Genomic DNA, 24,811 nt, shown 5'->3' on the forward strand with positions numbered 1-24,811 from the left:
CGTCCCCGCGCGGTCCCCGGCCCGTCCCCGTCCGCCCGGCCGCGCCGGCGGGCGTCCCCGGCTCATCCCCGTTCCGTCCCTGCGGCGGCCTCGGGCGCCGAGGACGGCGACGTCACGGGCTCGGGGGCGGGCTTCGGCGCCGCGGCGGCCGGCACGGGCTCCTCCGCGCCGGCGTCCTCCCGCGTGCCCTCGCGGACCAGGTTGAGCAGGGGGCCGGTCATGGCCGTGGTGACCACCGCCATCACGATCATGATCGAGTAGAAGCGCTCGTCGATGAGGTGCATCTGGAGCCCCACCGTGACGATGACGATCTCGGTCAGGCCGCGGGTGTTCATCAGCACCGCGATGGGCAGCGCGACGCGGTGCCCCGTGCCGGAGACCCGTGCCCCCGCGTAGGCGCCCACCGCCTTGGACGCGACCGCCACCACGATCACGGCCAGGAGCGTGCCGAGGGTGCCCGCGCCGAAGCCGGAGAGGTCGACCTTCGTGCCCGCCACGATGAAGTACAGCGGCAGCAGGAAGTGCGAGCCCGTGTTCTCCATCTGCTCGATCAGCCGGGCCCGCAGCCCTTCGGGGCCCGCCTTGGGCATGACGGCGCCGAACGCGAAGGCGCCGAAGATGAAGTGCACGCCCATCCACTCGGTGGCCGCGCAGGACAGCATCAGCCCGACGACCAGGGCCGGGAACAGCGCGGCCGGCATCACGTCCCCCCGCCCGGCCCCCTGGGTCAGGCGCCGGAAGAGGGGACGCACGACGACCACCAGGAGCAGGGCGTAGACGGGCAGGAGCATCACGTGCCACTGCCCCGACGCCCCGCAGAAGGCGACGACGGCGGCCAGGGCGATCCACGCCGCCAGGTCGCCGACCGCGGCCGCGGCCAGGGCGATCCCGCCCAGCGGCTTCCTGTTGAGTCCGCGGTCGGTGAGGATCCGCGCCAGCACGGGGAAGGCGGTCACGGACATGGCGACGCCGAGGAACAGCACGAAGCCGGTGCGGTCACCGGGCGCGTACCGCCCGGCCAGCGGCAGCGCCAGCAGCGTGCCCGCCGTCAGCGGCACCACGACCGAGCCCGTCGCCAGGGTCAGCGCGGCCCGCGTCCGGCCGCGCAGCAGGGCGAAGTCGATCTCATATCCGACGGTGAACATGAAGACGGCCAGGCCGATGTTGGCCAGGCCCTCGAGTAAGGGCCGCACGGTGCCCGGGATGATGTGCTGGCTCACCGACGCGGTCAGCACGGTGGGGCTGGCGAGGATTCCGGCGAAGATCTCGCCGACCACCGGCGGCTGCCCGACGCGGCGCGCCAGCGCGCCACCGGTCTGGGCGGCGGCCAGGGCGATGGCGAGGGCGATGAAGAAGTCCGTCAAGAGATGCCCGGTCATGTCGTTCCTCAAGAATCACAAGATCGATGGGGGTGGGGAGAAAAGAGGTCGAGAGCCCTGCGGCACGCGGGCCCGCCGCCCGGGGGCGGCGGGGCGTCAGAAGGCGCAGGGGTCGCCGGCGTAGGAGAGGATCAGCTGCCGGTCCATGTAGAAGTCGTGCAGGCCCTTCAGGGCGTTCTCGCGGTCCTCGGGGGTGTCGACCACCCGGGACAGCTGCGCGCAGTAGGCCTGCACCAGGCCGTGGACGCGGTAGTGGCCGGCCTCGGGCTGCTGGAGGAGGTGCTCGTCCACCAGCCCTTCCAGCAGTTCCTCGGTGCGCGGCACGGGCAGCCCGGCCAGGGCCGCGGCGCCGGGGGCGTTGACCACCGGGGTGGCGACGAGGCCGAGCAGCCGCAGCAGCCGCTGCTGCTCGGGGTGGAGGGCGAGGTAGGAGCAGTCGATGCGGGACGACACCCCGCCGTCCTCGGCCCGCAGTTCGGTCAGGCGGCGGCCGGGCTCGGCGAGGCGGTCGGCGAGGTAGCCCACGCTCCACGTCGGCCGGTGCCGCAGCCGCGCGGCGGCCGCCGCGATGGCGAGCGGGTGGTGGCCGCAGTGCCGGAGCAGGGTGTCCACGTCCTCCGCCGTGGCGTCCCGGCCGGGCCCGCCCGCAGCGTCCGCGCCGGCGGCCCGGTCCGGGACCAGGCGCCGGAAGAGCCGGCGCGCCTCGTCGAGCGGGAGGGGGTCGAGGAAGTACGGGCGGGCCGTGGGCAGTCCGGTCAGGCTGCGCCGGCTCGTGACGATCGTGAGGCAGCCCGGGCCGTCGGCCGGCAGCGCGCGGATCTGGTCGGTGCTCGCCACGTTGTCGAGGACGAGCAGGACGCGCCGCCCCGCGAGCCAGCCGCGCCAGAGCCCGGCGGCCTCGGCGGCGTCGAGGCGCTCGCTCACCGGGACGCCCACGGCCCGCAGCAGGCGCACCGGCCCGGCGGCCGGGGGCAGCGCCGCCCCGTCGGAGCTGTGTCCGCGCAGGTCGAGGAAGAGGCAGCCGTCGGGGTAGCGGTGGGCGAGCCGGTGGGCGGCGTGCACGGCCAGGGCCGTCTTGCCCACCCCGGCCATGCCCTCGATCACGGCCACCCGGCCCGCCCCGGCACCGGTGCGCTCACCCCGGCCGGCCCCGTCACCCCGGTCGTCCCCGTCGGCGAAGTCGAGCAGGAGGCGCAACGTCTCACCGCGGCCGGTGAAGTGCGGTACGCCGCCGGGCAGGTTGCCGGGGGCGGCGGCCGGGGCGGGGAGCGGCACCTCGGCGGGCGCCGGCGCGGGGGACGGCCGGGACGCGGCGGGCGCGGGGGCGCCCGTGTCGTCGGCCAGCATCTGCTGGTGGAGTTCCTGCAGTTCGGGGCCGGGGTCGAGGCCCAGGGTCTCCGCGAGGTCGCGACGGGTCCGCTCGTAGACGGCGAAGGCGCGGGCCCGGGCCCCCGAGCGGTAGAGGGCCAGGACGAGCTGTCCGACGAGGCGCTCGCGCAGCGGGTGGTCGGCCACGGCGCCGGTCAGTTCGCCGATGAGGGCGGTGTGCCGGCCGCGCGCCAGCTCCAGGCCGACGCATTCCTCCAGGACCGTCAGCCGCTGCTCCTCCAGGCCGGCCGCCTGCGCCCGCAGGCCCGGCCGGTCCAGCCCCGACAGCACCGGGCCACGCCAGAGGGCGAGCGCCGCGCGTAACTCCGTCACCGCGTCGTCGGGGCGGTCCTGCTCCATGCGGCGGCGGGCCCGGGCGCTGTGTTCCTGGAAGGTCCGCAGGTCGAGGGTGGCGTCGGCGATGTCCAGCCGGTAGCCGTCCGCCTCGGGGACGATGGCGGCGCCCGTGGCAGAGAGCAGGGTCCGCAGCTCGGAGACGGCGTTGCGGATCTGTTTGCGGGCGGTGACCGGCGGCCGCTGCTCCCAGACGACGTCGGCCAGGCGCGCCAGGGAGACCCGCCGGCCGTTGGACAACAGGAGCGCGCCGAGGATGGTTTGCTGCTTCACTCCGCGCAGCGGGATCCGCTGCCCGGAGACCGATAATGCGAGGGGACCTAGAACCCGAAATTCTGCAACAGGCATACGCGCGCCAACCTTCGAGAACTCTGTGGGAGTTGGTTCCAAGCGACGGCGGCCGCGGGGGTCGCCGGACGGCACGGATTCGAGCCGATGAGAGGGGCGAAGCGTCACGACGCCGGCGCCGGACCCGGAAGGCGGAGGAACGAAGGGGGCGGCGGGCGCGCGGGGAACCACGGCCGGGACGGCCGGCCGGGTGGAGCGGGCGGTGCGGGGACGGTGCGGCGGTGCAGAGGTGCGTGCGCAACGTCAGTTCGCTAGGCGACTGGTGGGCCTTCGCGCCGGATCCACCGCCCCGGTGGGGACGGTCTTCGCCGCTGACAGCACGACCCTGCCGGAAGCCAGACTTCCAGTCCAAGGCTTATTTGGTATGCGCGTATACCTTTTGCACATGGTGACCCTGCGGCAGCTTCAATACATGATCACGATCGTGGAGGAAGGATCCTTCACACGTGCCGCCCGGCGACTGCACATCTCCCAACCGGCTCTTTCACGACAACTCCAGGCGCTGGAACGTTTCTGTGGAGGTTCTCTGGTCGAGCGGGACGCCCGTCCCCTGCGACTGACCCCCATGGGGCAGGCGATACACCCCCACGCCCGCGCGGCGCTGGCCGAGGCGGACCGCATCCGCCTCGCCGCCGCCACGGCGGCCGGCGGACCCGGCGGCGAACTGCGGCTGGCCACCTTGGACTCGCTCACGCTCGGCGTCCTCCCGCCCGCGTTGAGCGCCTGGCACGAGGGCAACCCGGCGATGGAGGTCCGGCTGGCCGAATACCGACGCGCCGAGGAGCTGATGGCCGCGCTCGGCGAGGGCCGGGCCGACGTCGCCGTGGGCCCGGCCCTCGACCAGTGGTACGGCCCCCGGCAGTTGCTCGGGGTGGCGGAGTTCGTACTGGTCCTGCCACCGGACGACCCCGTGGCGGCGGCCCACCCCGGGCCGAGCGTTCCGCTCGCCGCCTTCACCGACCGGGCCTGGGTGCACTTCGCGCCCGCCAACGCGCTCAGTGCCGTGCTCAACGAGGCCTGCGCAGAGGCCGGTTTCACGCCACGGACCGCCGTGCGCACCGAGCAGAGCGTGGCCGCGCCCCTGCTGGCGGCGTCCGGCCTCGGCCCGACGCTCGTACCGACGTACGTGCTCCCTGCCCACTTCCCCGGCCGGGTCATGCGGCCGGAGCCGCCGGTGAGACAGCAGCTCTTCGTCTGCACGACCGCCTTACCCGGTCCCACGGTCACCGACTTCGTCGAGGTGCTCGTCCGGCACGCCCGCGTCGCGCCGCACACGAGCCTGGACGACCTCGGCACTGCGAGCGGCCGTTGAACGGGCCGAGGTCGTCCAGGCGGGGAGGCGTTCGGCGAACCCGGGGGGAGGCGCGCCGGCCGCGGGCTGTGCGTTCCCGCTCGGTGGGGTCAGCTGGCCCCCGCGTCCCGGGGAGCGGCGACGGCCGGGGCGGCGGCCGCGGGCGCCGCGGCGGTCCGCCCTCCGGGCCGGCGCAGGAAGCGCCCCTGCGTCACGGCCAGCAGGGCACCCACCAGCATGATCACGCCACCCACCACCTGGACCGCCGTGAACGACTCGTCCAGGAAGATCCCGGAACTGGTGACGCCGAAGACCGGCACGGCGAACATCACGACGGTGGCGGTGGAGGGGCTCACGCTGCGCAGGCCGCGGTAGAAGCACAGGTAGGCGATGGCGGTGGGTCCTATCGCCAGGTACACCACGTTGGCCCAGACGCCGCCCGACAGACCGCCCCAGTCCACGTCGGGCACGGACGGCACGGCCAGCACCACCAGTCCCAGCGCTCCGGCGACCGTGCCGTAGGTGGTGGCCCGCAGCGGCTCCATGCCCGCCAGGACGCGCTTGGAGGTGATGCTGTACGCGGCCCAGGCCGCCGCGCCGAGGAGGTAGACGGCGTCGCCCAGCAGGCGCTTGCCGCTCACCCCGCCGCCGCCGTCACCGATGCCCAGGAAGAAGACGACCGCGCCGGCCACGCCCAGCACGAGGCCGACGACGCGGGCGGTGGAGGCGGTCTCCCGGCCCATGACCAGGAGGGCGCCCGTGGTCAGCACCGGGCTCAGCACCGGCACGATGATGCTGCCGTCGATGGACGGCGCCAGCGACAGCCCCCAGAAGAAGAAGACGTTGTAGGCGAACACGCCCAGCAGTCCGACGAGTCCGGCGCGGACGGCGTCCCGCCACGAGAACGACCCGATCCGGCCACCGCGGGCCGCCACGGCGAGGATGAGCACCAGGATGAGGGCGCCGCCGCCGAACCGCAGCGCCGCCGCGACCTGGTGCGGCACGTGCCCCACGACCACCTTGGAGCTGGTGAAGGCGCTGCCGAAGAACGCCATGGTGGCCAGGAGGTAGAAGTAGGCGTCGACAGGATCGCGTCGTTGCTCGGTCGTCTCGGCCACGGTGACTCGCTTCCTAACGGGGACCTGTCGTGCGGCGGGTCAGGGGTGCATCTTGGCGCCCTTGAGGACCTTGTCCACGGCGTTGCGCGGCCCGTAGACGGCCAGGCCGACGAGGTCGAGCTGGTCCTTGCCCACCGCGCGGACCGCGGCGCGGTTGTCGCGGTCGTTGTTGGTCGTGAAGAGGTCGGAGGTGAACACGGAAACCGGGACGGCACGGCCGAGCGCGCGGGTGTGAGCGGTCGTCAGCAGTTCCTTCGAGCCTTCGAAGACCAGGACGGGCTGCCGGAACATGGGCAGGTACTCGGTCCCGTCGGCGTCGCCGTAGGGCTCGCCGATCACCTCGGGGAGCGCGGTGCCGATGCCGCTGACCAGGAAGGCCGTGACGTTGAGGCGCTGCCAGGTGTGCAGGTCGTCGCGGAGCAGCACGGCAATCTTGGTGTCGAAGCGGACGGGCGCGTTCTCGGTTTCCATGCACCGGATTGTGTCTCGGCGGGGCGGCACCGGTCTTGTACGATCTTTGCATGGTTGCTCGCCCTGACATCACGGCGTGGCGTCCAGCAGTGGCGGGGGTCGCGGAGGTCTTCCACGCCCACTTCACCGACCACGCCTACCCCATGCACGCGCACGACACGTGGACGCTCCTGATCGTCGACGACGGCATGGTCCGCTACGACCTCGACCGCCACGAACACGGCGCCCTGAGCGACCTGGTCACCCTCCTGCCGCCGCACGTCCCGCACAACGGCGCCTCGGTCACGCCGCACGGCTTCCGCAAGCGGGTGCTGTACCTGGAGGCGGAGCTCCTGGGCGAGGAGTTCATCGGACGGGCCGTGGACAACCCGGAGTTGGACGATCCGCTCTTACGCCGGCGCATCCACCAGCTCCACACGGTGCTCGCCGAACGCGGTGAGGACCTGGAGGCGGAGAGCCGCCTCGCCATGATCTGCGAGCGCCTGCTGCGGCACCTGGGCCACCGCCAGGTCGCCCCGGTCCCGGCCCGTCCCGAACAGAGCCGGCTGGCCCACCGGTTGCGCGACCTCCTCGACGAACGGGTCCTCGAAGGGCTGACGCTCCAGGACGCGGCCGATCTGCTGCACGCGCACCCGGCCCATCTCGTCCGGGCGTTCAGCCGCGAGTTCGGCATCGCGCCGCACCAGTACCTGACCGCCTGCCGGGTGGACCGCGCCCGGCGGCTGCTCCTGGACGGCCAGCCCTCGCAGATGGTGGCGGCCAGCACGGGCTTCTGCGACCAGTCCCACCTCACCCGCACCTTCAAACGCCTGGTGGGGGTCACACCGGGGCGGTACGCGGACACCGCCAGGCGGTTTCCGGTCGACCGGGGCTGACGCCCGGTCATCACCTGACCAAAGCTCGCCCACCCGGCCCTCGCGGCCCGTCCCGCCCCTTTAAGGTTGAAGTGTCACCGCTGGTCATGGAGCCAGTACGCACACGGTTCCGGGACGCCGGGGGTCTCGGGGGAGGGCATGATCCGATGAGCCGCCGCTCCAATGGACTGATAGGCATCTGGGCCGAGTCGCAGCGTCAGCACCAGCGTCAGCAGGAGGCGCGGGCCCGGACGCTGGCCCAGGAGGAGCGGGAGCGGGAACGGCTCCAGCGGGCCCAGGAGCGCGAGCTGGCCCGGCAGGACCGCGAGCGGCGGGCGGCCTACCGGCAGGCCCGGGAGGCCGAGGCCAGACGGCGCACCGAGGAGCTGGAGGCGCGGGTCGCCGCGCTGGAGGGACTGCTGGCCGCGGGGTGCCGGGCGCCGGCGTTCACCACGGCCGCCCTGGGGCGCTCCGAGGAGCTGGCGCCGTTCGACCCCGGGCACCTGGGGACGCCCGTGCCCGTGCCGGACGCCGGCCGGTACGGCTTCGGCAGCCGGGCGCAGTACGAGCGGGACGTCCAGGCCGCCCGCGCCGCCGAGGACCAGCGGCTGCGGCAGCTCGCCGCGTACCGCCAGCAGTACGACCAGTGGGCCGCGGCCACCCTGGCGGAGATCCGGGGGTACAACGCGGGCCTGGGCGAACTGGTCGCGGCGCTGCGCGGCGGCGACGCGGACGCCGTGGTGGAGTACTTCTCCGCCGCGCTGTACGCCTCCGACGCGTGGCCGGACGACTTCCCGCACCAGGTGACCGCCGCCTACGACCCGGCGGCCCGGCAGCTGGTCCTGGACTGGGAGCTGCCCGGCTCGGGCGTCGTCCCCGCCGTGAAGTCCGTGCGGTACATGCCGACGGCCGACGAGGAGCGGGAGACCGCCCGGCCGGCCGGCCAGTGCCGGGCCCTGTACCGGGACGTGCTCGCGCAGTGCGTGCTGCTCGCGGTGCGCGAGCTGTTCGCCGCCGACGAGTTCGGCGCCCTGGAGTCGGTGGCCCTCAACGGCTTCGTGGACGACCACGATCCGGCCACGGGCCGCCGCAAGCAGATCGTGCTCGCCTCGGTCACCGTCTCCCGCGCCGCCTTCGCACGGCTCCACCTGGCGCAGGTCAGCGCGGTCGAGTGCCTCACGGAGGCGCTCGGCGGGCTGCTGTCCGCCCGGCCCGACCAGCTGGCGGCCGTACGGCCCGGGCGGCAGCCCGGCGACGTGGGCCGGGGCGTCGTCTCGCACGGCGGGGGCGACGACCCGGACCTGTTCGAGATGGACCCGATCGAGTTCGAGGCGCTGGTCGCCGAGCTGTTCCGGGCCCGGGGCATGCACGCCGTGATGACCCAGCGCTCGAACGACGGCGGCGTGGACGTCGAGGCGATGGACCCGGACCCGATCAGCGGCGGCCGGATCATCGTGCAGGTGAAGCGGTACCGCAAGACCGTGCCGCCCACCGCGGTGCGCGACCTCTACGGGACGGTGCAGGCGGCCGGGGCCAACAAGGGCGTGCTCGTGACGACGTCGGGCTTCGGCCCCGGCTCGTACGCGTTCGCCAACGGCAAGCCGCTGACGCTCGTCTCCGGCGAGGAGCTGGTCGAGCTGCTGGGGCGGCACGGGCTGCGGGGCCGGCTGGGCGGCGGCGCGGGCGCCCGTACGACCCCCGCGGCGGCCGGGCGGCCGGAGCCCGAGCCGGCCGGGGAGCACAACGTGCTGGGCATGTCCTGGGCGGGTCGCGTGGCCCTGGACGTCTGCGCCCTGGTGTGCCGGGGGGGCCGGGTGCTCAGCGACGACCACTTCGTCTTCTACAACAACCCGCGCACGCCGGACGGCTCGGTGCGCTCGGTCGAGCCCTCCCCCGCCGACAAGGCCGCGATCCGGGTCGCCTTCGAGGCGCTGCCGGCCGACGCCGACCGGCTCGTGCTCGTCGCGGCCATAGACCCCGCCGTCAACCCGGAGGCCGACCTGTCGGAGTTCACCGACGCCAGCATCCGGCTGTCGGACGGCTCCGGGGCCGAGCTGGGGCGGCTGGAGGTGTCCGACGGCCGGCCCGGCGAGACCGCGCTGGTCCTCGGTTCCTTCCGCAAGCGGTCCGGCGGCGACTGGGACTTCGTGATCGGCGGGCGCGGGTACGCGGGCGGCCTGGAGTCGCTGGTGCAGGAGTACGGCATCGAGGTGGCCTGACCCGCGGCGGGCGCCGGCGGGGCGCGGTGGTCCCCTGCCCGTCGCCGGCGCCCGCGTCGCGTGATCCACCCGTGGCTGTCGGTGGCGGCTCGTAGACTTCTCCAATGGCCGACCCCACGCAGACCTCCCCCGAGACCAGCGACGCCCTGCGCTGCCTGCGGCGCGTCTTCGGTTACGACGCGTTCCGCGGCGAGCAGGAAGAGATCATCGATCATGTCGTCGGGGGTGGCGACGCGCTGGTGCTGATGCCGACCGGTGGCGGCAAGTCGCTGTGCTATCAGATCCCCGCGCTGGTCAGGCCCGGGGTGGGGATCGTCGTCTCCCCGCTGATCGCGCTCATGCAGGACCAGGTGGACGCCCTGCGGGCGCTCGGGGTGCGGGCCGGCTTCCTGAACTCCACGCAGGACATGGACGAACGGCGCCTGGTGGAAGCCGAGTTCCTCGCCGGCGAGCTGGACCTGCTCTACCTCGCGCCCGAGCGGCTGCGCGTGGACGCCACGCTGCGGCTGCTCGACCGCGGCAAGATCTCGTTGTTCGCGATCGACGAGGCGCACTGCGTCGCCCAGTGGGGCCACGACTTCCGGCCGGACTACCTGGCCCTGTCCACGCTGCACGAGCGCTGGCCCGACGTGCCGCGGATCGCGCTGACCGCGACCGCCACGGACGCCACCCGCACGGAGATCGCGGCCCGGCTGAACCTGCGCGAGGCCCGCCATTTCGTCGCGAGCTTCGACCGGCCCAACATCCAGTACCGCATCGCGCCCAAGAACGACCCCAGGAAGCAGCTGCTGGAGCTGGTGCGCACCGAGCACGCGGGCGAGGCGGGCGTCGTCTACTGCCTCTCGCGCAAGGGCGTGGAGGACACCGCCGCGTTCCTGGCGCAGCACGGCGTCGAGGCGCTTCCGTACCACGCGGGGCTCGACGCGGGCACGCGCGCGGCCAACCAGGCGCGGTTCCTGCGCGAGGACGGCGTCGTCATGGTCGCCACCATCGCCTTCGGCATGGGCATCGACAAGCCCGACGTGCGGTTCGTCGCCCACCTCGACCTGCCCAAGTCCGTCGAGGGCTACTACCAGGAGACCGGCCGCGCCGGGCGCGACGGCCTGCCGTCGACGGCCTGGCTGGCCTACGGGCTCCAGGACGTGGTCCAGCAGCGGAAGATGATCGACGGCTCCGAGGGCGACGAGGCCCACCGCCGCCGCCTCGCCGCCCATCTGGAGTCGATGCTGGCGCTGTGCGAGACGGTCGACTGCCGCCGGGTGCGGCTGCTCGACTACTTCGGCCAGCCGAGCACCGCCTGCGGCAACTGCGACACGTGTCTGACGCCGCCCACCACCTGGGACGGCACGGTGGCCGCGCAGAAGTTCCTGTCGGCGGTGTTCCGGCTGGCCCGGGAGCGGCGGCAGAAGTTCGGCGCGGGGCAGATCATCGACATCCTGATGGGCAAGAAGACCGCGAAGGTCATCCAGCACGATCACGACGCCCTCACCGTCTTCGGCATCGGCACGGACCTGAGCGTGGCCGAATGGCGCGGCGTGGTCCGGCAGTTGCTGGCCCAGGGACTGCTCGCGGTGGAGGGTGACTACGGCACCCTCGTGCTCACCGAGACCAGCGGGGACGTGCTCGGCTCGCGCCGCCAGGTGCTGCTGCGGCGCGAGCCGGAGAAGCCGGCCCGCGCGGCGAAGGCGCGGTCCGAGCGGTCCGCGGGATCCGCCAAGCGGGCCGCGCAGGCCGAGCTTCCCGAGGAGGCGGTGCCGGTCTTCGAGGCGCTGCGGGCCTGGCGCGCGGCGACCGCGAAGGAGCAGGGCGTGCCCGCCTACGTGATCTTCCACGACGCCACGCTGCGGGAGATCGCCACGGCGCTGCCAGGCGACCTCGGCGCCCTGTCGGGCGTCAGCGGTGTCGGCGAGAACAAGCTCGCCAAGTACGGCGAGGGCATCCTCGCCGTACTGGCGGGCCCGGCTAGCGGCGGCTCGCCCGAGGACGCCGCGGTGTGATGCGCTGCTGGGCGGTCAGCACGGCCGCCGGGTAGCGGTGGTCGGGGCGCAGCGCGTGTTCGCGGCGGCACGCCTCGGTGAACTTGATGACGTGCTCGTCGCCGTGCTCGGCCGCCCGGGCGGCGAGCTCGTCGAAGGACGGCAGTTCCGCTGCGGCCTCCGCGGCCTCGCGGGCCGCGTCGGCCTCGCCGGACCGGTGCTCGGTGAAGGCCACCAGCAGGGTGGTGCCCACGTGCCAGAGCGCGGCCAGGCTCGGTTCGTGGAGCTCCTGCGGCAGGTGCGGCAGCACCAGCCGGACGGCCGCGGGCGCGGTGACGCCGTGGATGAGCGGTACGGCGAAGACCTCCGGGTGGCCCGTGTAGACGCCCGCGAACTCGGCCGTCAGATCGCTGAGCATCTCCTGCGTGCGGTCGGCGGGGACGGGGGCGAGGGCGCCGAGCGCCTCGGTGTATCCCGTGAGCTCGTCGGGGTGGACCAGCCGGTGGGCCGCCGCGGCCCGCCCCCGGCGTTCGCCGGTGTGGGGCGTGCGGGGCAGCGCGGCCACGGCGGCGGCCAGGTCGTGGGTGCCGCTCATGCGGACCTGGCCCGGCAGGTGGGCGAAGCGGGCGGCCCAGTAGGCCAGGCCGCCGGCGAGTTCGGTGAGCTGGGCCGGGGTCGGCGCGGGGGTGGTGGCGAGGGAGCGCACGGCGTGGGCGGTGCGGATCGTGCCGTGGGTCAGGCCCGCGAGCATGCCGGGCAGCAGCCGGGGCCACCAGCGGGTGAGGACCTCGGCCCAGGGGGCCTCGGCGAGTTCGCGCCGGAAGAGCTCCTCCCAGTCGCCCACCCGGGAGAAGTCGCCCAGCGCCGGGCGCCACGAGGAGGCGTCGCCGGCGTCCAGGGCGAAGCGTGGTGCGGGCACCGGGTTGTGGGGCATGGCGGTGCGGTAGCCCTCGACCCAGGCGGCGACCTGGTCGGTGTGGCCGAGGGCGGCGAGGGCCTCGGCCCCCATCGGGCCGTGGTTGGCGAGGTCGGCGTCGGCGCCGCGCTCGAAGCCGAGGCCGTCCAGACGCTCCAGGGCGTCGTGGAGCGCGTCCGTGTAGCCGGTGACAGGCATGCGGTCCCCCACATCAAGGTTCGGATTCCAGAATGGTTTGGAAATACGAAGCATCTAGACTCGCAGTATGCCGCACGCCGCAGAGCCGGGGAACCTCCGGCTGCCCACTCCCGAGGAAGCCGAGGCCATCGGCCTCGTACCGCTCCTCGCCCCCTACTTCCGCCAGGCCGTCCCCGACATGCCCGGCCGGTTGCGCGCGGTCTTCGAGGCCCACGGCCTGACCCCCCGCCACGGCGCGGTCCTGCCGCAGCTGCTGGCCGAGGAGCCGCTGGCGGTGAGCGAGCTGGCGCAGCGGATGCGGCTGTCGCTGTCGACGGTGAGCGAGCTGGTCGGCGCGCTGAGCCGGGCCGGGCTCGTCGAGCGGCGCGAGGACCCGGCGAACCGCCGCCGGACCCTGGTGGCCGTCGCCGAGGACAACCGGCCGACGGTGGAGGAGTTCATCGCCACGCGCTCGGGCCCGCTGCTGCGCGCGCTCGACAGCCTGTCGCCGCGCGACCGGGCCGGCTTCGTGGCGGGCCTCGCGGCCTGGGCGCGGGAGGCGCGGGCTCAGCCGCCGGGGCCGGCCCGCTGAGCGATCTGCGGCGGCCGGCGCACGCCCGCGAGGTGGGCGTAGACGACGACGTTCCCCAGGTAGGCGCCGGCCTCCTGGGAGAAGCCGCCGCCGCAGGTGATCAGGCGGATCTCGGCCCGCCGTGAGGCGCCGTAGACCTTCGCCGAGGGGAAGTCCGCCCGGGCGTAGACCTCGATGGCGTCGATGACGAAGACGGCCGTGCGGCCGTCGGCGCGGGCCACCTCCACCTCGTGGCCCTTCTTCAGGGCGCCCAGGTTGTAGAAGACCGCCGGCCCGCTGTCGGTGTCCACGTGCCCCGCCACGACGGCGGTGCCCGCGGAGCCGGGGGGCGTGCCGCCCGCGTACCAGCCGGCGAGGTTCTTGTCGCCCTCGGGCGGCCCGGCCAGGGTCCGGTCCGGCAGCAGGCCGAGCGGCATCAGCGGGGCGTCCACCTGGATGGCCGGTATCCGCACCCGCGTGGGGGGCGCGGCGGGCAGCGGCGGTACGAGCCGTTCGCCGCGGCCCGGGGCCAGCAGGGGTTCGCCCGGCGCGGGGAACGCCTCGGCGCGGGAGGGCTGCGGGGGCGGCGCGTGGTCCCGGGCGCCGTGGGCGACGAGCCAGCCGCCCGTCGCCAGGGCGGCGGCGAGGACGGCGGCGGTCAGGGCCCTGTGGGCCGGGGAACCGCGCCGGCCGCCCGCCCGCCGCCCGCCGCCGCGCAGGTACGCCTCCCCCGGGTGGTGCCCGTCCCCGGATCCCGGACGCAGTGTGCGCGTCCGGGGGCCCAGGGGCGGACCGGCCGGCACCGTGGGATCCCGCTGTCAGACCCGGTTGTCGCCGCCGCGGCGACGCAGGAACCAGGCGCCGGCGGCCACAGCGGCGCCCAGGACGGTGGCGCCGGCCACGATCTCGGTCGTGCCGGAGTCCTCGCTGGTGCCGCCGACGCCGGTCTTCATCCCGCCCTGGGGCGGCGCGGCCGGCATGCTGCGGGTGGCGGAGGGCGACGCCGGGCGCGGGGCGGGGCGCGAGCCGGTGCCGGCGGCCGGGCTGGGCCCGGAGCCGGAGCCCTTGCCGACCGTCACGTCGCCGGTGGCCTCCTTGCCGTTGTCACACTTGGCGCCGATGCCGTACGTGCCGGGCTTGGCCGAGTCGGGCACCCGGAACTCACCGGCCGCGACCTCCTTGCGGGTGCCGGGCTTCAGCTCGAACGACGCCGGGCCGCCCACCGCGCTGGCGTCGGCCGTGCCGTGGCCCTTGGCGCCGCAGGCGGTGGTGTTCACCGTGACCGTCTCGCCCGGCTGGACGCGGGCCGGACTGATCTCCAGCTTGCCGAACTCGTCCGCGGCGAGGGCGGGGGCGCCGCACAGCCCCAGCGCGGTTATGGTCATGGCGGCCCCGGCGAGCACTCGTGCGTTACGCATGCTTCCTCCGTGAGCGCGGACGCGGGCACTCCGATGTGCCGCGGCAGGAGTCGGGACTCCGCGCTCCTCACTGCCGAGGGAAACCGCCTTCCAGGGGTCCCGCATCCTGACAGCCCCTCAGATCCCCCCGGTCCGGACGCCACCGGCAGGCCTGTATGGGCAGGTCACCACGGCGGCGGCGGACCGCACGGGCGTCCACGGGCGGACATGGCGAACGGGTGACCGGGGGGCTACCCTCGGTCACCCGTTCGCGGTCGCGGCGGTGCGCCGCCCGGCTAGCGCGCCAGGTCGTCCGGGCAGCCCGTGCCGCGCGGCAGCTTGTACGGCGACGCGATCCGGTAGGTACCGGCGCGCGGGGCGCGCAGCAGCGTCCAGTCGTCCTCCGGCTCGTCCTCCGTCTGCGGCTGGACCAGCTTGGTCAGGCAGCCGTGGACGTTGACGGGCGGCTCGCCGTGCGCGCCGGCCTTCGGCGGCTGGACGGGCTTGCCCTTCTCGTCGACCAGGGCCAGCCACGGCGAGTACGGGATGCGCACGCGCACCACGCCCGCCTCCCGCACGGTGACGGTCAGCCGGTCGGCGTCCACGTGGTCCACCACGGCCGGCGGCTCGGCCAGCGGCGTCGGGTCCTTCACCTGGTACAGCCGCCAGTGGTCGTCTGACCAGACCTCGCGCAGGTACGGCTGTCCCTGCCCGACCAGCTTGGCCTCGCCGACGGCCGCCTTGTCGGGCTCGTCGGTGGGCAGCACCACGTAGTGGACGGCCCAGCGGCTGAGCCAGGCGCGGTAGCTGTCGGGGGTGAGCAGGCCGTCCTCGTAGAACAGGGGGTTGCGCTCACGGTCGGCCTGCCGGTTCCAGCCGCGGGCGAGGTTCACGTACGGGGCCAGGGCGGAGGCCTCGCGGTGGCTGCGGGCGGGGACGACCTCGACGCGGCCACGGGCGGCGTCCACCCGCTGGAGCCGGTCCACCAGCGGCGCCAGCTCGCGCGCCCAGGAGGCGGCGGGCGTGGTGTGCACGATGTCGCCGACCGAGGTGGCCGTCTGCCAGGCCGTGACGGTCACCAGGGCGAGCGCGGTGACGGTCCAGAGCCGGACGGCACCGCCCGGGCCGCCGTCACCGGCGGCCCACCACTCCTTGATCTTCTTGGGGGAGCCGACCGCCCGGACGGCCGCCGTCACCTCGGACCAATTCTTGGGCCGCTCCATCCCGGTCAGCGCGGCGACGAGCACCACACCGCCGAAGACCATGCCGAGCCGGGAGATGTTGGTGCCGATCTGGGAGGGGATGAGCCAGACCAGCAGCACGCCCAGGGTGTACAGCGCCGCGACCATCCGCACCGTGCGCCAGGAGCGGGGCACGAGCAGGCCGAAGATGCCGGAGACCAGCGGCAGGACCGCCTGGACGAAGTCCATCGGCTGCTGCCCGGAGAAGGGGAACAGCCACGCCGACAGCGCCACCACGAGCACCGGGGTCAGCCCCAGCGCGTAGGCGGCCGGCCGGCGCCGGCTCAGCCACAGGGCCGCCGCCACGACGCCCACGAACAGGCCCGCCACGGGGCTGGAGGCCGTCGCCAGGCCCGCCATCACGGCGGCCAGCACCGCACGCCCCCAGCGGAAGCGGCGCTCCCTGCGCCACCTCACCGGCCAGGCGAAGACCGCGGCCAGGGCCGCCAGCCCGAACATCATGCCGAGCCCGAACGTCACCCGGCCCGAGATGGCGTTGCAGGTCAGCGCGAAGGCGCCGTAGAGGGACGGCCACAGCGGCCGCTTCACGGCCCGGCTGCGGATCAGCAGCAGGGCGATCAGCCCGGCGGAGACCGTGCCCGCGACCATCATCGTGCTGCGCACGCCCAGCAGGGCCATCAGGTACGGCGAGATCACGCTGTACGAGACCGGGTGCATGCCGCCGTACCAGGCGAGGTTGTACGCGGAGGACGGGTGCTGGAGCGCGAACTCCGCCCACGCGTCCTGGGCCGCCAGGTCACCGCCGCTGTTGGCGAAGACCAGCACCCACACCAGGTGCAGCACGGCCGCCACGAGGAGGGTGACCGGGACCGTCCCGGTCAGCACCGCCAGCCGGCCGCGGCGCCGGTGGTCCGGCTTGAGCGCCCAGGAGGGGCGCCGCCATCCGGGTCTGCCCTGCGTCAGGGTGCGCGCGGGCGCGGCGCCTCGCCCGGCCGTATCGGCGGACCTGGCGCCGTCGTCCTCGCCGCCCGGCTCTCCAGGCTGCGGTTGCGGCTGTCCGGCCCGCGCCGGCCCCACGGTGGTCACTGCGGCTCTCCCCGTCTTCCCCCGAGATCTTCGAGGATTTCCCCCATCGTCATGCTCTCCCGGATCGCCCCGGCAGCGGGCGGCACGGCAAGGCCGTACACCCTTCGCGACGCTAACACGCGGCGGGGGGCGGGGGGCGACAGTGTTGACGGCCGCGGGAGGGGGCGGGGGGCGCCGGATACGGAAGGGGCCGCTACTTCTTTTTTGGGAGCAAGTTTTGGGAGCAAGACCCGAACTTCTTGATCCACTGCCTGCCGCACGCTTAGATGATCACGAGATTTCGGCGCTTTGGGGGCACGGCACGACAACTCACTCGAAGCGTCGCCGACCGCCCTCCTGCGATGAATTCGTTCGGCACGACGGGGGGTGCTCTCGGGTACGGATCGACGCGTCAGCAGCAGGCGCCGGCGATGAGCACGGCCCGGAATCACCGGCATTATCTGCATTTTCCCTGGCGAGCTGCTCCTCGCCTTTCCCTGGCGAACGGCTCCTCAAGCGATCCGGCTCCCTCGAAAACACCCGAGGTGCACGCTGCCTCTTCTCCGGCGCGGAAATCGAACACGGGGGCGGGAGCCCGCTCCGGGTGAACGGCGAGCAGGTTCCCGAGGGCCGCTGCACCGGCGAGGCCGCCAGGGAGCTGGCCGGCCCGCGAACGCTCGGCCCCGGCGAGCTCGCCCGGAACACCGATCTCCAGGCTTCACCGCCGGCAAATCCGACCCGCGCGGGACGCAGGCGTTCACGGCGTGGTCCAGCTGCGCGAAGGAAAAGGGCCACTCCTCTCCGGACCCGATGGCGACGATCAACGACCCCCGCTTCCGGGGGAATTCCACCACGCCGGAGGAGCGCGAGGTGGCGACGGCCGACGTCGCCTGCAAGAACCAGGTGAACCTGATCGGCACATGGTTCACCGCCGATACTGCCTCACAAAAGGAACTGAACGCGCAGAAGGAATCGGACTTCGCCATGGCGCTGAAGGCGAAAAGCGAGGAGCAAAAGCAGCCGACAGGCTCGCCCCGGCCCCGGTCCCCTCGGACCGGGCCCGGGGCGGGCCGTTTTCTCGTGTGCGGCTCGCGCATACGACGGGATGGACCGCGCGTACGACGGCGGCCCGGGTGCACATGCCGTGCACCCGGGCCGCCGTCGCGTGACGGGACGGATCAGCTGATCCGCGTCACCTTCGCGCCGAAGGACGGCTCCGCGAGGGCCTTCTGCAGCGTCACCGGCACCTTGATCTCACCGGTGCCACCACCCACGGCGAGGTAGCCGATCTCGGCGCCCGCCTTCGCCGTGTGGGGGACGGCCTTGCCGTTCGCGACGAGCTTCAGGTCGACCTTGAGGCCGGGCCAGCCGGCCACCGTGAGGTCCTTGGCCGCGACGACCGGCGTCGTGCCGCCCAGGCCGTCGTCGACATGACCGACGACATCGCCCTTCTTCACGACGGTGCTGGTGGTCAGGGCCTTGCCCGTCGCCAGGATCAGGTCCTTGCTGTAGGTGGTGGCGGTATCGATGATCGGGGTCTTGTGCTGCCCGAAGACCGCACCGATGATCAGCTGCGTCGAGCCGCCGACCTTCTTCTCCGCCGCGAAGAGCAGGTTGCCGCCCGCCTTGGTCGTCGAACCGGTCTTGATGCCGACGACGCCGAACGCCGGGACGAGCTTGTTGAAGTTGCGCTGCACCTTCAGGTACGCCTCCCGGCTGCTCGATCCGGAGGTGGTCGTCGAGTTGTAGTTGATGGCCTTGGAGATGTCCCGGAAGACCGGGTCCTGCATGGCCTTCTTGCCGACCTTCACCTGGTCCTCCGCCGTGCTGACGGTGCTCTCCATGAGACCGCTCGCGTCGGTGTAGGTGGTGTTGGTCATGCCGAGGTCCTTGGCGGTGTCGTTCATCTTCTTGATGAACGCCTCCTCAGAGCCCGCGTCCCAGCGGGCGAGCAGCCGGGCGACGTTGTTCGCCGACGGCAGCATGACGGCCTCCAGGGCCTCCTTCTCGGAGATCTTCTGACCCTTGTGGACCTCGACGACCGACTCGTTCTCCTTGTCGCCGTTGACGAAGTCGTCCTCGGCCTTCTGGTCGACGTCGATCTGCGGTCCGTCCTCGCCCTTCTTCAGCGGGTGGTCGCGCAGGATGATGTAGGTGGTCATCACCTTGGCCACACTGCCGATGGGCAGCGGCTTCATGTCGCCGTACGAGCCGACCCGGCCGAGCCCGTCCACGTCGACGATCGCCTGGCCCTCGGTGGGCCACGGCAGGACCGGCTTGTCGCCCTGGAAGACGTAGGACTTCTTGCCGGCGAGCGCCAGCTTCGGCTCCGGCAGCGGGCGGAACGCCTGGACGACCACGAAGACGATCACGAGGAGCGCCACCAGCGGCGTCCAGATCTTCACGCGGCGCATGGCCGTGCGCACCGGGGTCTCCGGCGGCGGCGGGGTGTTCGTCAGCTGCGCCAGCAGGTCCAGCGGCGCGGCGGGGCGGCCGGGCTCTCCCGTGCCGGCGGCGGGGGCCGCCGGGGGCTGCGGGGGCGCGACGGAGACGGGGATGGCGGGCTTCGCGGGCGCGTCCGGCTTGGCCGGGGCGGGCTTGCCGGCGGCGGGCTTCGCGGGCGCGTCAGCCTTGGCCGCACCCGGCTTCGCGGCCGGGGCGTCGTCCTTCTTCAGCGGGACGAACTGGCTCGGACGCTCCGGCTTGGCCGGCGGCGGTGTCGGGGCCTTCAGCAGCTCGGTGGGCTGGTCCGTGGGCGCGGCCGCCTTGGACTCCGCCTTGGCGCCGGAGCCGTTGGCCTTGGGACGCACCGCGCCGAACGCGGCCGTCGGACGGTCCACGGCGGGCTTCTTCTTCTCCCCCACCTCCGGACCCGGCGCCTTCAACAGCTCCGTCGGCTGGTCGGCGGGCACAGCCGGCTTCGACTCCGCCTTGGCGCCGGAGCCGTTGGCCTTGGGACGCACCGCGCCGAACGCGGCCGTCGGACGGTCCACGGCGGGCTTCTTCTTCTCCCCCACCTCCGGACCCGGCGCCTTCAACAGCTCCGTCGGCTGGTCGGCGGGCACAGCCGGCTTCGACTCCGCCTTCGGGCGCACCGCGCCGAACACGGCGGTCGGCTGGTCGGCGGCGGGCTTCCCAGCGGCAGCGTCGACCTTGGGCGCGGGCTTCTCGTCCTTGCCGTCCTTGCCGTCCTTGCCGCTCTTTCCCTCCGCCTTGTCCGCCGCGGCGGGCCGCACCGTCTTGAAGACGGCCGTGGGCTTGTCCCCACCCGCGGCCGGCTTCTTCGCGGCGTCGTCGCCCTTGGCGGCCTTCTCCGCCCCGGCCGGGGCGTCCTTGGCCGCAGACTCGGCCTTGTCGGCCTTGCCGGCGCCCTTGTCGGCCTTCTCCGCACCCTCGTCGGCCTCGCCGGCCTTCTCCGCGTCCTCGTCCCCACCGGCCACCCACGCGGCCACAGCGGCCTTCAGGCGGGCGTCACCGCCGGACGTGCCGGAGCTGCCGTTCTTCGGGGCGGACTTGGACCCAGCGCTCCCAGCCTCGCGGTCGGCAGGCTTCCGCTTTGCATCCGCATCGACCGGCTTGTCGTTTTTGGCGGCACTTCCGGCGCCTTCCGGCTCCGCGCCGTCGCCATCGGCGTCGCGCTCGGGCCGTACGGTCCGGAAAACGGCCGTCGCCCGGTCCGCCGGGCGGTCGCCGGACGAAGCTCCGGCCTCGTCAGCCTCCGGCCGCGCGGCCTTATCGGCCTTCTCGCCCTTATCGGCCTTATCGGCCTTATCGGCCGCTGCCGCCGGGACCTTGGCCTTGGCCGGTTCGGTGGCCCGGGCGACGCCGAGCCGGGGATCACGTGCGCTGCCAGTCGTCTCCCCCGACGACTTACGCTGCTCCGACTTGTCGGGGGACTCGCCCGCCACCGATGCCTCCTCGAATTCCCTGTCCATACACCGAGGCGGGGCACACTGCGCCCCGCTGCCCGAAATCGTCAACCGACTAACCGCTACCAGTGTCCTCTGTCGATGTCGCGCCACCGCGCGACGCCACCGTCAGAGGGCCTCGTCCGGCTTCACTCACCTGCAAGACGAGACGACATACCTACCGGTTCCCACCCGAAGCCACCACGCACTCTCGACAGACCAATGTGAGAGGGGTCACCCTGTCACTCATCCACGCGGGGAGGCATGGATGGGCAGGAGCCGCAGAACAATTCCGGAGGAGCTTCTGCTGCTCGCCCTGGACCCGGCAACGGGCACCACGGCGCAGCCGCAGTCGCTCGACCTCGGTCTCGCCGGAGCGCAGCTAGTGGAGCTCGCTCTGGCCGGACGGATAGCCCCAGACGGGGATCGTATCGCCGTGGTGCACCCACGGCCGACAGGAGATCCGACCCTGGACACCGCGCTCGAACTGCTGCGCCGTCGCGGCAGCCCGGTGCGGGCCGTCCACTGGATCGGCGGGCCCCGACTGGGGCTGCGTCAGACGTACCTGACACACCTGGAGCGGTGCGGCATGGTGCACGCCGTGGCGGGCCAGATGTGCGGGGTGCTGCCGACCACGCGTTACCAGGCCACGGACACCGCGATCAGCCGGGAGATCAGGGCCCGGCTGGACAGCGCGATCCGCACCGGCGTGCCGCCGGACCCACGCACCGCGGCGCTCGCCGCGCTGGCCCACGCGGTCGGCCTCGGCAAGCACCTCTACCCGGGCAACGAGGGGCGGTCCTCGCGGTCCCGGCTCCGTGACCTCATCCGGCACGACCCCATGGGCGGGCTCGTGGCGCACGCGGTGATGGACGTTCAGAACGGGGCGGCCGCACAGCCGCGGCGGACGCCGGCAGCGGCCGGCTCCGGGGGCAGCAGCAGCAGCGGTTCGGGGCGCAGGACGACCGCCGTGCGACCGGCCGCCGAGGCGGCCGCACAGCCGGTGGCGCACCGTCGCGGGGTCATGGCCCGCGCGGGCGCCTCGTGAAACGGTTCAGCTACCGACAGCCACGATGCACGCGCGGAACGCACACCGCGCGAGGACGCGAGTACCCGCGTCATCCCGGGCAACGCCCCACGCACCACAGCACGCACCACGGCACACATCACTAGCCGCACCACCGCACGCCCGCTCCACGGCACGCGTCACGCACCGCATCACGGCACGCTTCAGAACACGCGTCACGCACCGCACCGCTCCGCCCGCCGGCCCACGCGTCGGTGGGCACGGGCATCACCTTCGCTCCACCGACCGCACCGCAGTCCCCCAGACCCGGTCCGGGAGCCGCAGCGCGCGGGGTGGTGGGCCGAGGCCGTCCCCGGCGACGGCACGGTCCGCCGCCCCGCGTGCGCTTCCGCGCGTCCGCCGCGTCCGTGCGTAGTCGCGTCTACGTCTCGTGCGAGACATCACCGTTATCCGCGAGCGGACTTGGTGTAAGCATTTTCCAGCGCCGCCCAGGCCAGTGGTGGCAGGCTGCGGAGCAGGAGACAGCAGCATGACGGAGCCGGAGGTGCGTCCCGTGGCGTCCAGTGTCAACCCCACCGTAAGGCGGCGCCGATTGGGGCAGGAGCTGCGCAAGCTCCGTGAGCTCAAGGGCATGACGGCCGAGGAGGTCGCCGAGCGGCTACTGGTCTCGCAGTCGAAGATCAGCCGGCTGGAGAACGGCCGCCGCAGCATCAGCCAGCGCGACGTCCGCGACCTGTGCAGTGTGTACGGAGTCGAGGACCACCGCATCGTCGATTCACTGATGCAGATGGCCAAGGAGTCGCGCCAGCAAGGCTGGTGGCACGCCTTCGGCGATATCCCCTACAGCGTTTACATCGGCCTGGAGACGGACGCCGCCTCCTTGCGTGTGTACGAAGCCTCGCTCGTACCGGGCCTGTTGCAGACACCGAACTACGCGAGTGCCGTGACCGAGGGTTCGTGGCCGGAGGCGACGGTGTCCGACGTCGAAAGGCGCGTCCAGGTGCGCATGCGACGGCAGGAACGCATCACCGACTCGGATAATCCCCTGCGACTGTGGGCGGTCATCGACGAGTCCGAGCTGCGCCGGATCGTCGGCAGCAATGCCATCATGCGCGAACAGATGGAACATCTCGTGGAGTTCAGCCTCCGTCCGCACATCACGGTGCAAGTACTTCCTTATGCCGTGGGTGCACATCCGGGCATGTACGGCAAATTCTCCATTCTTGAATTCCATGACCCGCAGGACGCCAGCACGGTCTATCTGGAGGGGATCACCAGCGACCTCTACCTGGAGAAGCCGAACGACGTCCAGGCGTACAGCGTGATGTACGAGCATTTGCGCATGCAGGCCCTGAACGCGGAGGACTCGCGGCGGTTCATCCTCCAGGTCGCCGAGGACTGGGCCGCGGCCGACAACGGCTCATGACCGCCCTCCTCCGCGGGAGGCGGAACGGTACACCTCCACCCCCACAGGGGGAAGGGATGAACGGAATAAGCCATCCGGTCGAGTGAACGGCCCGTTCATCGTGTGATGTTGGCGCGTAACGTCGATCGCACCTCGGGAAACCGACGTTCTGATCTCGTTCTGGATCTCACGTATCCACTGGATCTGACGTATCCATACGCACCACACGCATCGGAGTAATCATGGCTATTCAGCAGGGAAAGACCACCTGGCGGAAGTCCTCGCACTCGCTGGCCAACGGTGACTGCGTGGAGGTCGCGTCCCCGCTTCCGCAGGCCATCGCGGTCCGTGACTCCAAGGACCCGCAGGGCCCCGCCCTCGCCTTCACCCCGAAGGCCTGGTCCTCGTTCGTCGCCACCGTCGACGGCGGCGCTTACGAGCTCTGACCGACCGGACGCGGACCCACCGGGAAGCGACACCTCCGCCCTTCGGTCATCCCCGCACCGAGCCCTCTCGCCGGCCGCCGTCCCGGCTGAGAGGGCTCGGCCGTGTCCGCGGCCGTGCCCTCCCCGGGCGAACCGCCGAACCGCCGTCCCCTCCCCCGGCGGAGGTGTCGTCCCTACGCGCGCGGGTAGCGCGCCAGCCACGCCGCCGACGCGGCGTCCCGGCCGTGCAGGGCCGGGCCCTGCGTCAGCTCCATGGCGAAGTCGTCCGCGAGCTCGAGGATCGTCGAGCGCCCTTCGAGCTCCACCACCCAGCCGGGCGGCAGCACCGTCTCCCCGTGCAGCGCACCGAGGATGTTGCCGCAGATCGAGCCGGTGGAGTCCGAGTCGCCGCCGTGGTTCACCGCCAGCAGCAGCCCGTGGCGCACGTCCTCGGCGACGAGCGCGCAGTAGACGCCCATCGCCAGGGCCTCCTCGGCCACCCAGCCCTCACCGAGCGATTCCAGCCGCTCGGCCGTCGGCGGCCCCTGGCGCACGGCGTCCAGGGCCCGCAGCAGGGCGGCGGTGGTCTCCTCGTGACCGGCGTGGGCCGCGAGCAGGGCCAGGGCCCCGCGGACGGCGCCCTCCAGCGTCTCGCCCCGGACGACGCCGTGGACGACGGCCGCGAACGCGCCGGCGGCGAGCCGGCCCGTCGGATGGCCGTGGGTCTGGACGGCGCAGTCGGCCGCGAGCCGGAAGACCTGCCGCGGCTCCCAGCCCACGAGCAGCCCGAAGGGAGCGGAGCGCATGACCGCGCCGCAGCCCTTGGAGTCGGGGTTCTTGGGAGCCTCCGGCGTGCCCATCGCCGTGTCGGCGAGCCCGGACAGACAGGCGTTGCCCGGCGCCCGGCGTGCGTACAGCCACTCCTCGCGGGCGAGCCAGCCGGCGTCCGCCACGCGCTCGTCCGGCCCCCAGTCCCGCTGGGTGGCGGCCCACCGCAGGTACGCCCCGTGGATGTCGGTCGGCGGGTGCCAGGCCCCGGTGTCCCGGCGCACGTGCGCCCGGATCAGCCCTTCCGCGGTGAAGAGCGTCATCTGGGTGTCGTCGGTCACGGCGCCGCGCCGCCCGTAGGCGGGCACGTAGCCGGTGACGCCCGCCGGGCCGTGCGCGGCCCGGACGGCGGCGAGGGAGTCGAACTCGATCCCCGCGCCGAGGGCGTCACCGATCGCCCCGCCGAGCAGGCAGCCGCGCACCCTGCCCCGGAACTCCTGCTGTTCGGCCCGTCCCCACAGGGCCGTTCCCACCGTCGTGGAACCGTGCTCGTTCATCAGCCTTCCCCCACC

18 protein-coding genes are annotated in these 24,811 nt (G+C 73.3%); 8 read left to right on the top strand and 10 right to left on the bottom strand.

The window, feature by feature from the left end; genetic code table 11:
- Positions 1 to 62: 62 nt before the first annotated feature.
- Positions 63 to 1,379, bottom strand: coding sequence for a cation:proton antiporter (locus tag CYQ11_RS12690; RefSeq protein ID WP_099199523.1), 1,317 nt, complete (start codon positions 1,377 to 1,379; stop codon positions 63 to 65).
- A gap of 96 nt (positions 1,380 to 1,475) precedes the next feature.
- Positions 1,476 to 3,374 carry an AfsR/SARP family transcriptional regulator gene (locus tag CYQ11_RS12695; RefSeq protein WP_181143648.1) on the bottom strand — a complete coding sequence of 633 codons (1,899 nt, stop codon included), beginning with the start codon at positions 3,372 to 3,374 and terminating at the stop codon, positions 1,476 to 1,478.
- A 460-nt stretch (positions 3,375 to 3,834) separates the two neighbouring features.
- Between CYQ11_RS12695 and CYQ11_RS12700 the strand changes: the two genes are divergently transcribed.
- The gene (locus tag CYQ11_RS12700) at positions 3,835 to 4,761 is read left to right on the top strand and encodes a LysR family transcriptional regulator (RefSeq protein WP_099197844.1); all 927 of its coding nucleotides are present in this window, start codon (positions 3,835 to 3,837) and stop codon (positions 4,759 to 4,761) included.
- Between the two features lie 89 nt (positions 4,762 to 4,850).
- On the opposite strand, the gene CYQ11_RS12705 is transcribed toward CYQ11_RS12700, so the two are convergent.
- Both CYQ11_RS12705 and CYQ11_RS12710 read right to left on the bottom strand, forming a co-directional pair.
- Positions 4,851 to 5,858, bottom strand: a complete 1,008-nt coding sequence (locus CYQ11_RS12705; protein ID WP_240003187.1) for a DMT family transporter — start codon at positions 5,856 to 5,858, stop codon at positions 4,851 to 4,853.
- A 39-nt stretch (positions 5,859 to 5,897) separates the two neighbouring features.
- Positions 5,898 to 6,329 carry a DUF2000 domain-containing protein gene (locus tag CYQ11_RS12710; RefSeq protein ID WP_099199521.1) on the bottom strand — a complete coding sequence of 144 codons (432 nt, stop codon included), beginning with the start codon at positions 6,327 to 6,329 and terminating at the stop codon, positions 5,898 to 5,900.
- Positions 6,330 to 6,379: 50 nt separating this feature from the next.
- On the opposite strand from CYQ11_RS12710, the gene CYQ11_RS12715 reads away from it, so the two are divergent.
- The 3 genes from CYQ11_RS12715 to recQ all read left to right on the top strand — a co-directional run bounded on the left by CYQ11_RS12715 (position 6,380) and on the right by recQ (position 11,399).
- Entirely contained in the window at positions 6,380 to 7,204 is an 825-nt protein-coding gene (locus CYQ11_RS12715) for a helix-turn-helix transcriptional regulator (protein ID WP_099199520.1), read from the top strand.
- Positions 7,205 to 7,350: 146 nt separating this feature from the next.
- On the top strand, positions 7,351 to 9,402 hold the full coding sequence (locus tag CYQ11_RS12720; RefSeq protein ID WP_181143649.1) for a restriction endonuclease: 2,052 nt from the start codon (positions 7,351 to 7,353) through the stop codon (positions 9,400 to 9,402).
- Between the two features lie 104 nt (positions 9,403 to 9,506).
- Complete coding sequence (gene recQ / locus CYQ11_RS12725) at positions 9,507 to 11,399, top strand: DNA helicase RecQ (RefSeq protein ID WP_099199519.1); 1,893 nt, start codon at positions 9,507 to 9,509, stop codon at positions 11,397 to 11,399.
- On the opposite strand, the gene CYQ11_RS12730 is transcribed toward recQ, so the two are convergent.
- A complete protein-coding gene (locus CYQ11_RS12730; protein WP_099199717.1) occupies positions 11,365 to 12,492 on the bottom strand; it encodes a questin oxidase family protein in 1,128 nt (375 codons plus the stop codon). The genes recQ and CYQ11_RS12730 overlap by 35 nt on opposite strands.
- A 67-nt stretch (positions 12,493 to 12,559) precedes the next feature.
- Between CYQ11_RS12730 and CYQ11_RS12735 the strand changes: the two genes are divergently transcribed.
- Complete coding sequence (locus CYQ11_RS12735) at positions 12,560 to 13,063, top strand: MarR family winged helix-turn-helix transcriptional regulator (RefSeq protein ID WP_099199518.1); 504 nt, start codon at positions 12,560 to 12,562, stop codon at positions 13,061 to 13,063.
- Here the strand turns inward: CYQ11_RS12735 and CYQ11_RS12740 are convergent.
- From CYQ11_RS12740 to CYQ11_RS12755, 4 genes are all read right to left on the bottom strand, one after another.
- Positions 13,039 to 13,704 (bottom strand): class F sortase, encoded by a 666-nt coding sequence (locus tag CYQ11_RS12740; protein ID WP_099199716.1) that lies wholly within the window; start codon positions 13,702 to 13,704, stop codon positions 13,039 to 13,041. The two genes, CYQ11_RS12735 and CYQ11_RS12740, sit on opposite strands and share 25 nt — an antisense overlap.
- A gap of 156 nt (positions 13,705 to 13,860) precedes the next feature.
- On the bottom strand, positions 13,861 to 14,460 hold the full coding sequence (locus tag CYQ11_RS12745) for a GVDTG sorting domain-containing protein (RefSeq protein WP_099199517.1): 600 nt from the start codon (positions 14,458 to 14,460) through the stop codon (positions 13,861 to 13,863).
- A 275-nt stretch (positions 14,461 to 14,735) separates the two neighbouring features.
- Positions 14,736 to 16,727, bottom strand: coding sequence for a DUF8823 domain-containing protein (locus CYQ11_RS12750; RefSeq protein ID WP_099199516.1), 1,992 nt, complete (start codon positions 16,725 to 16,727; stop codon positions 14,736 to 14,738).
- Positions 16,728 to 17,884: 1,157 nt separating this feature from the next.
- The gene (locus tag CYQ11_RS12755; protein WP_099199515.1) at positions 17,885 to 20,641 is read right to left on the bottom strand and encodes a D-alanyl-D-alanine carboxypeptidase; all 2,757 of its coding nucleotides are present in this window, start codon (positions 20,639 to 20,641) and stop codon (positions 17,885 to 17,887) included.
- A gap of 241 nt (positions 20,642 to 20,882) precedes the next feature.
- On the opposite strand from CYQ11_RS12755, the gene CYQ11_RS12760 reads away from it, so the two are divergent.
- The 3 genes from CYQ11_RS12760 to CYQ11_RS12770 all read left to right on the top strand — a co-directional run bounded on the left by CYQ11_RS12760 (position 20,883) and on the right by CYQ11_RS12770 (position 23,492).
- Positions 20,883 to 21,662, top strand: a complete 780-nt coding sequence (locus tag CYQ11_RS12760; protein WP_099199514.1) for a GOLPH3/VPS74 family protein — start codon at positions 20,883 to 20,885, stop codon at positions 21,660 to 21,662.
- 532 nt (positions 21,663 to 22,194) lie between these two features.
- Positions 22,195 to 23,067, top strand: coding sequence for a helix-turn-helix domain-containing protein (locus CYQ11_RS12765; RefSeq protein ID WP_104651120.1), 873 nt, complete (start codon positions 22,195 to 22,197; stop codon positions 23,065 to 23,067).
- A gap of 221 nt (positions 23,068 to 23,288) precedes the next feature.
- Positions 23,289 to 23,492 (top strand): DUF397 domain-containing protein, encoded by a 204-nt coding sequence (locus tag CYQ11_RS12770; protein ID WP_099199513.1) that lies wholly within the window; start codon positions 23,289 to 23,291, stop codon positions 23,490 to 23,492.
- A gap of 173 nt (positions 23,493 to 23,665) precedes the next feature.
- Here CYQ11_RS12770 and CYQ11_RS12775 read toward each other — a convergent pair whose 3' ends face one another.
- On the bottom strand, positions 23,666 to 24,796 hold the full coding sequence (locus CYQ11_RS12775) for an ADP-ribosylglycohydrolase family protein (protein ID WP_099199512.1): 1,131 nt from the start codon (positions 24,794 to 24,796) through the stop codon (positions 23,666 to 23,668).
- Positions 24,797 to 24,811: the final 15 nt, after the last annotated feature.

Source organism: Streptomyces cinnamoneus (assembly GCF_002939475.1).
GTDB lineage: Bacteria > Actinomycetota > Actinomycetes > Streptomycetales > Streptomycetaceae > Streptomyces > Streptomyces cinnamoneus_A.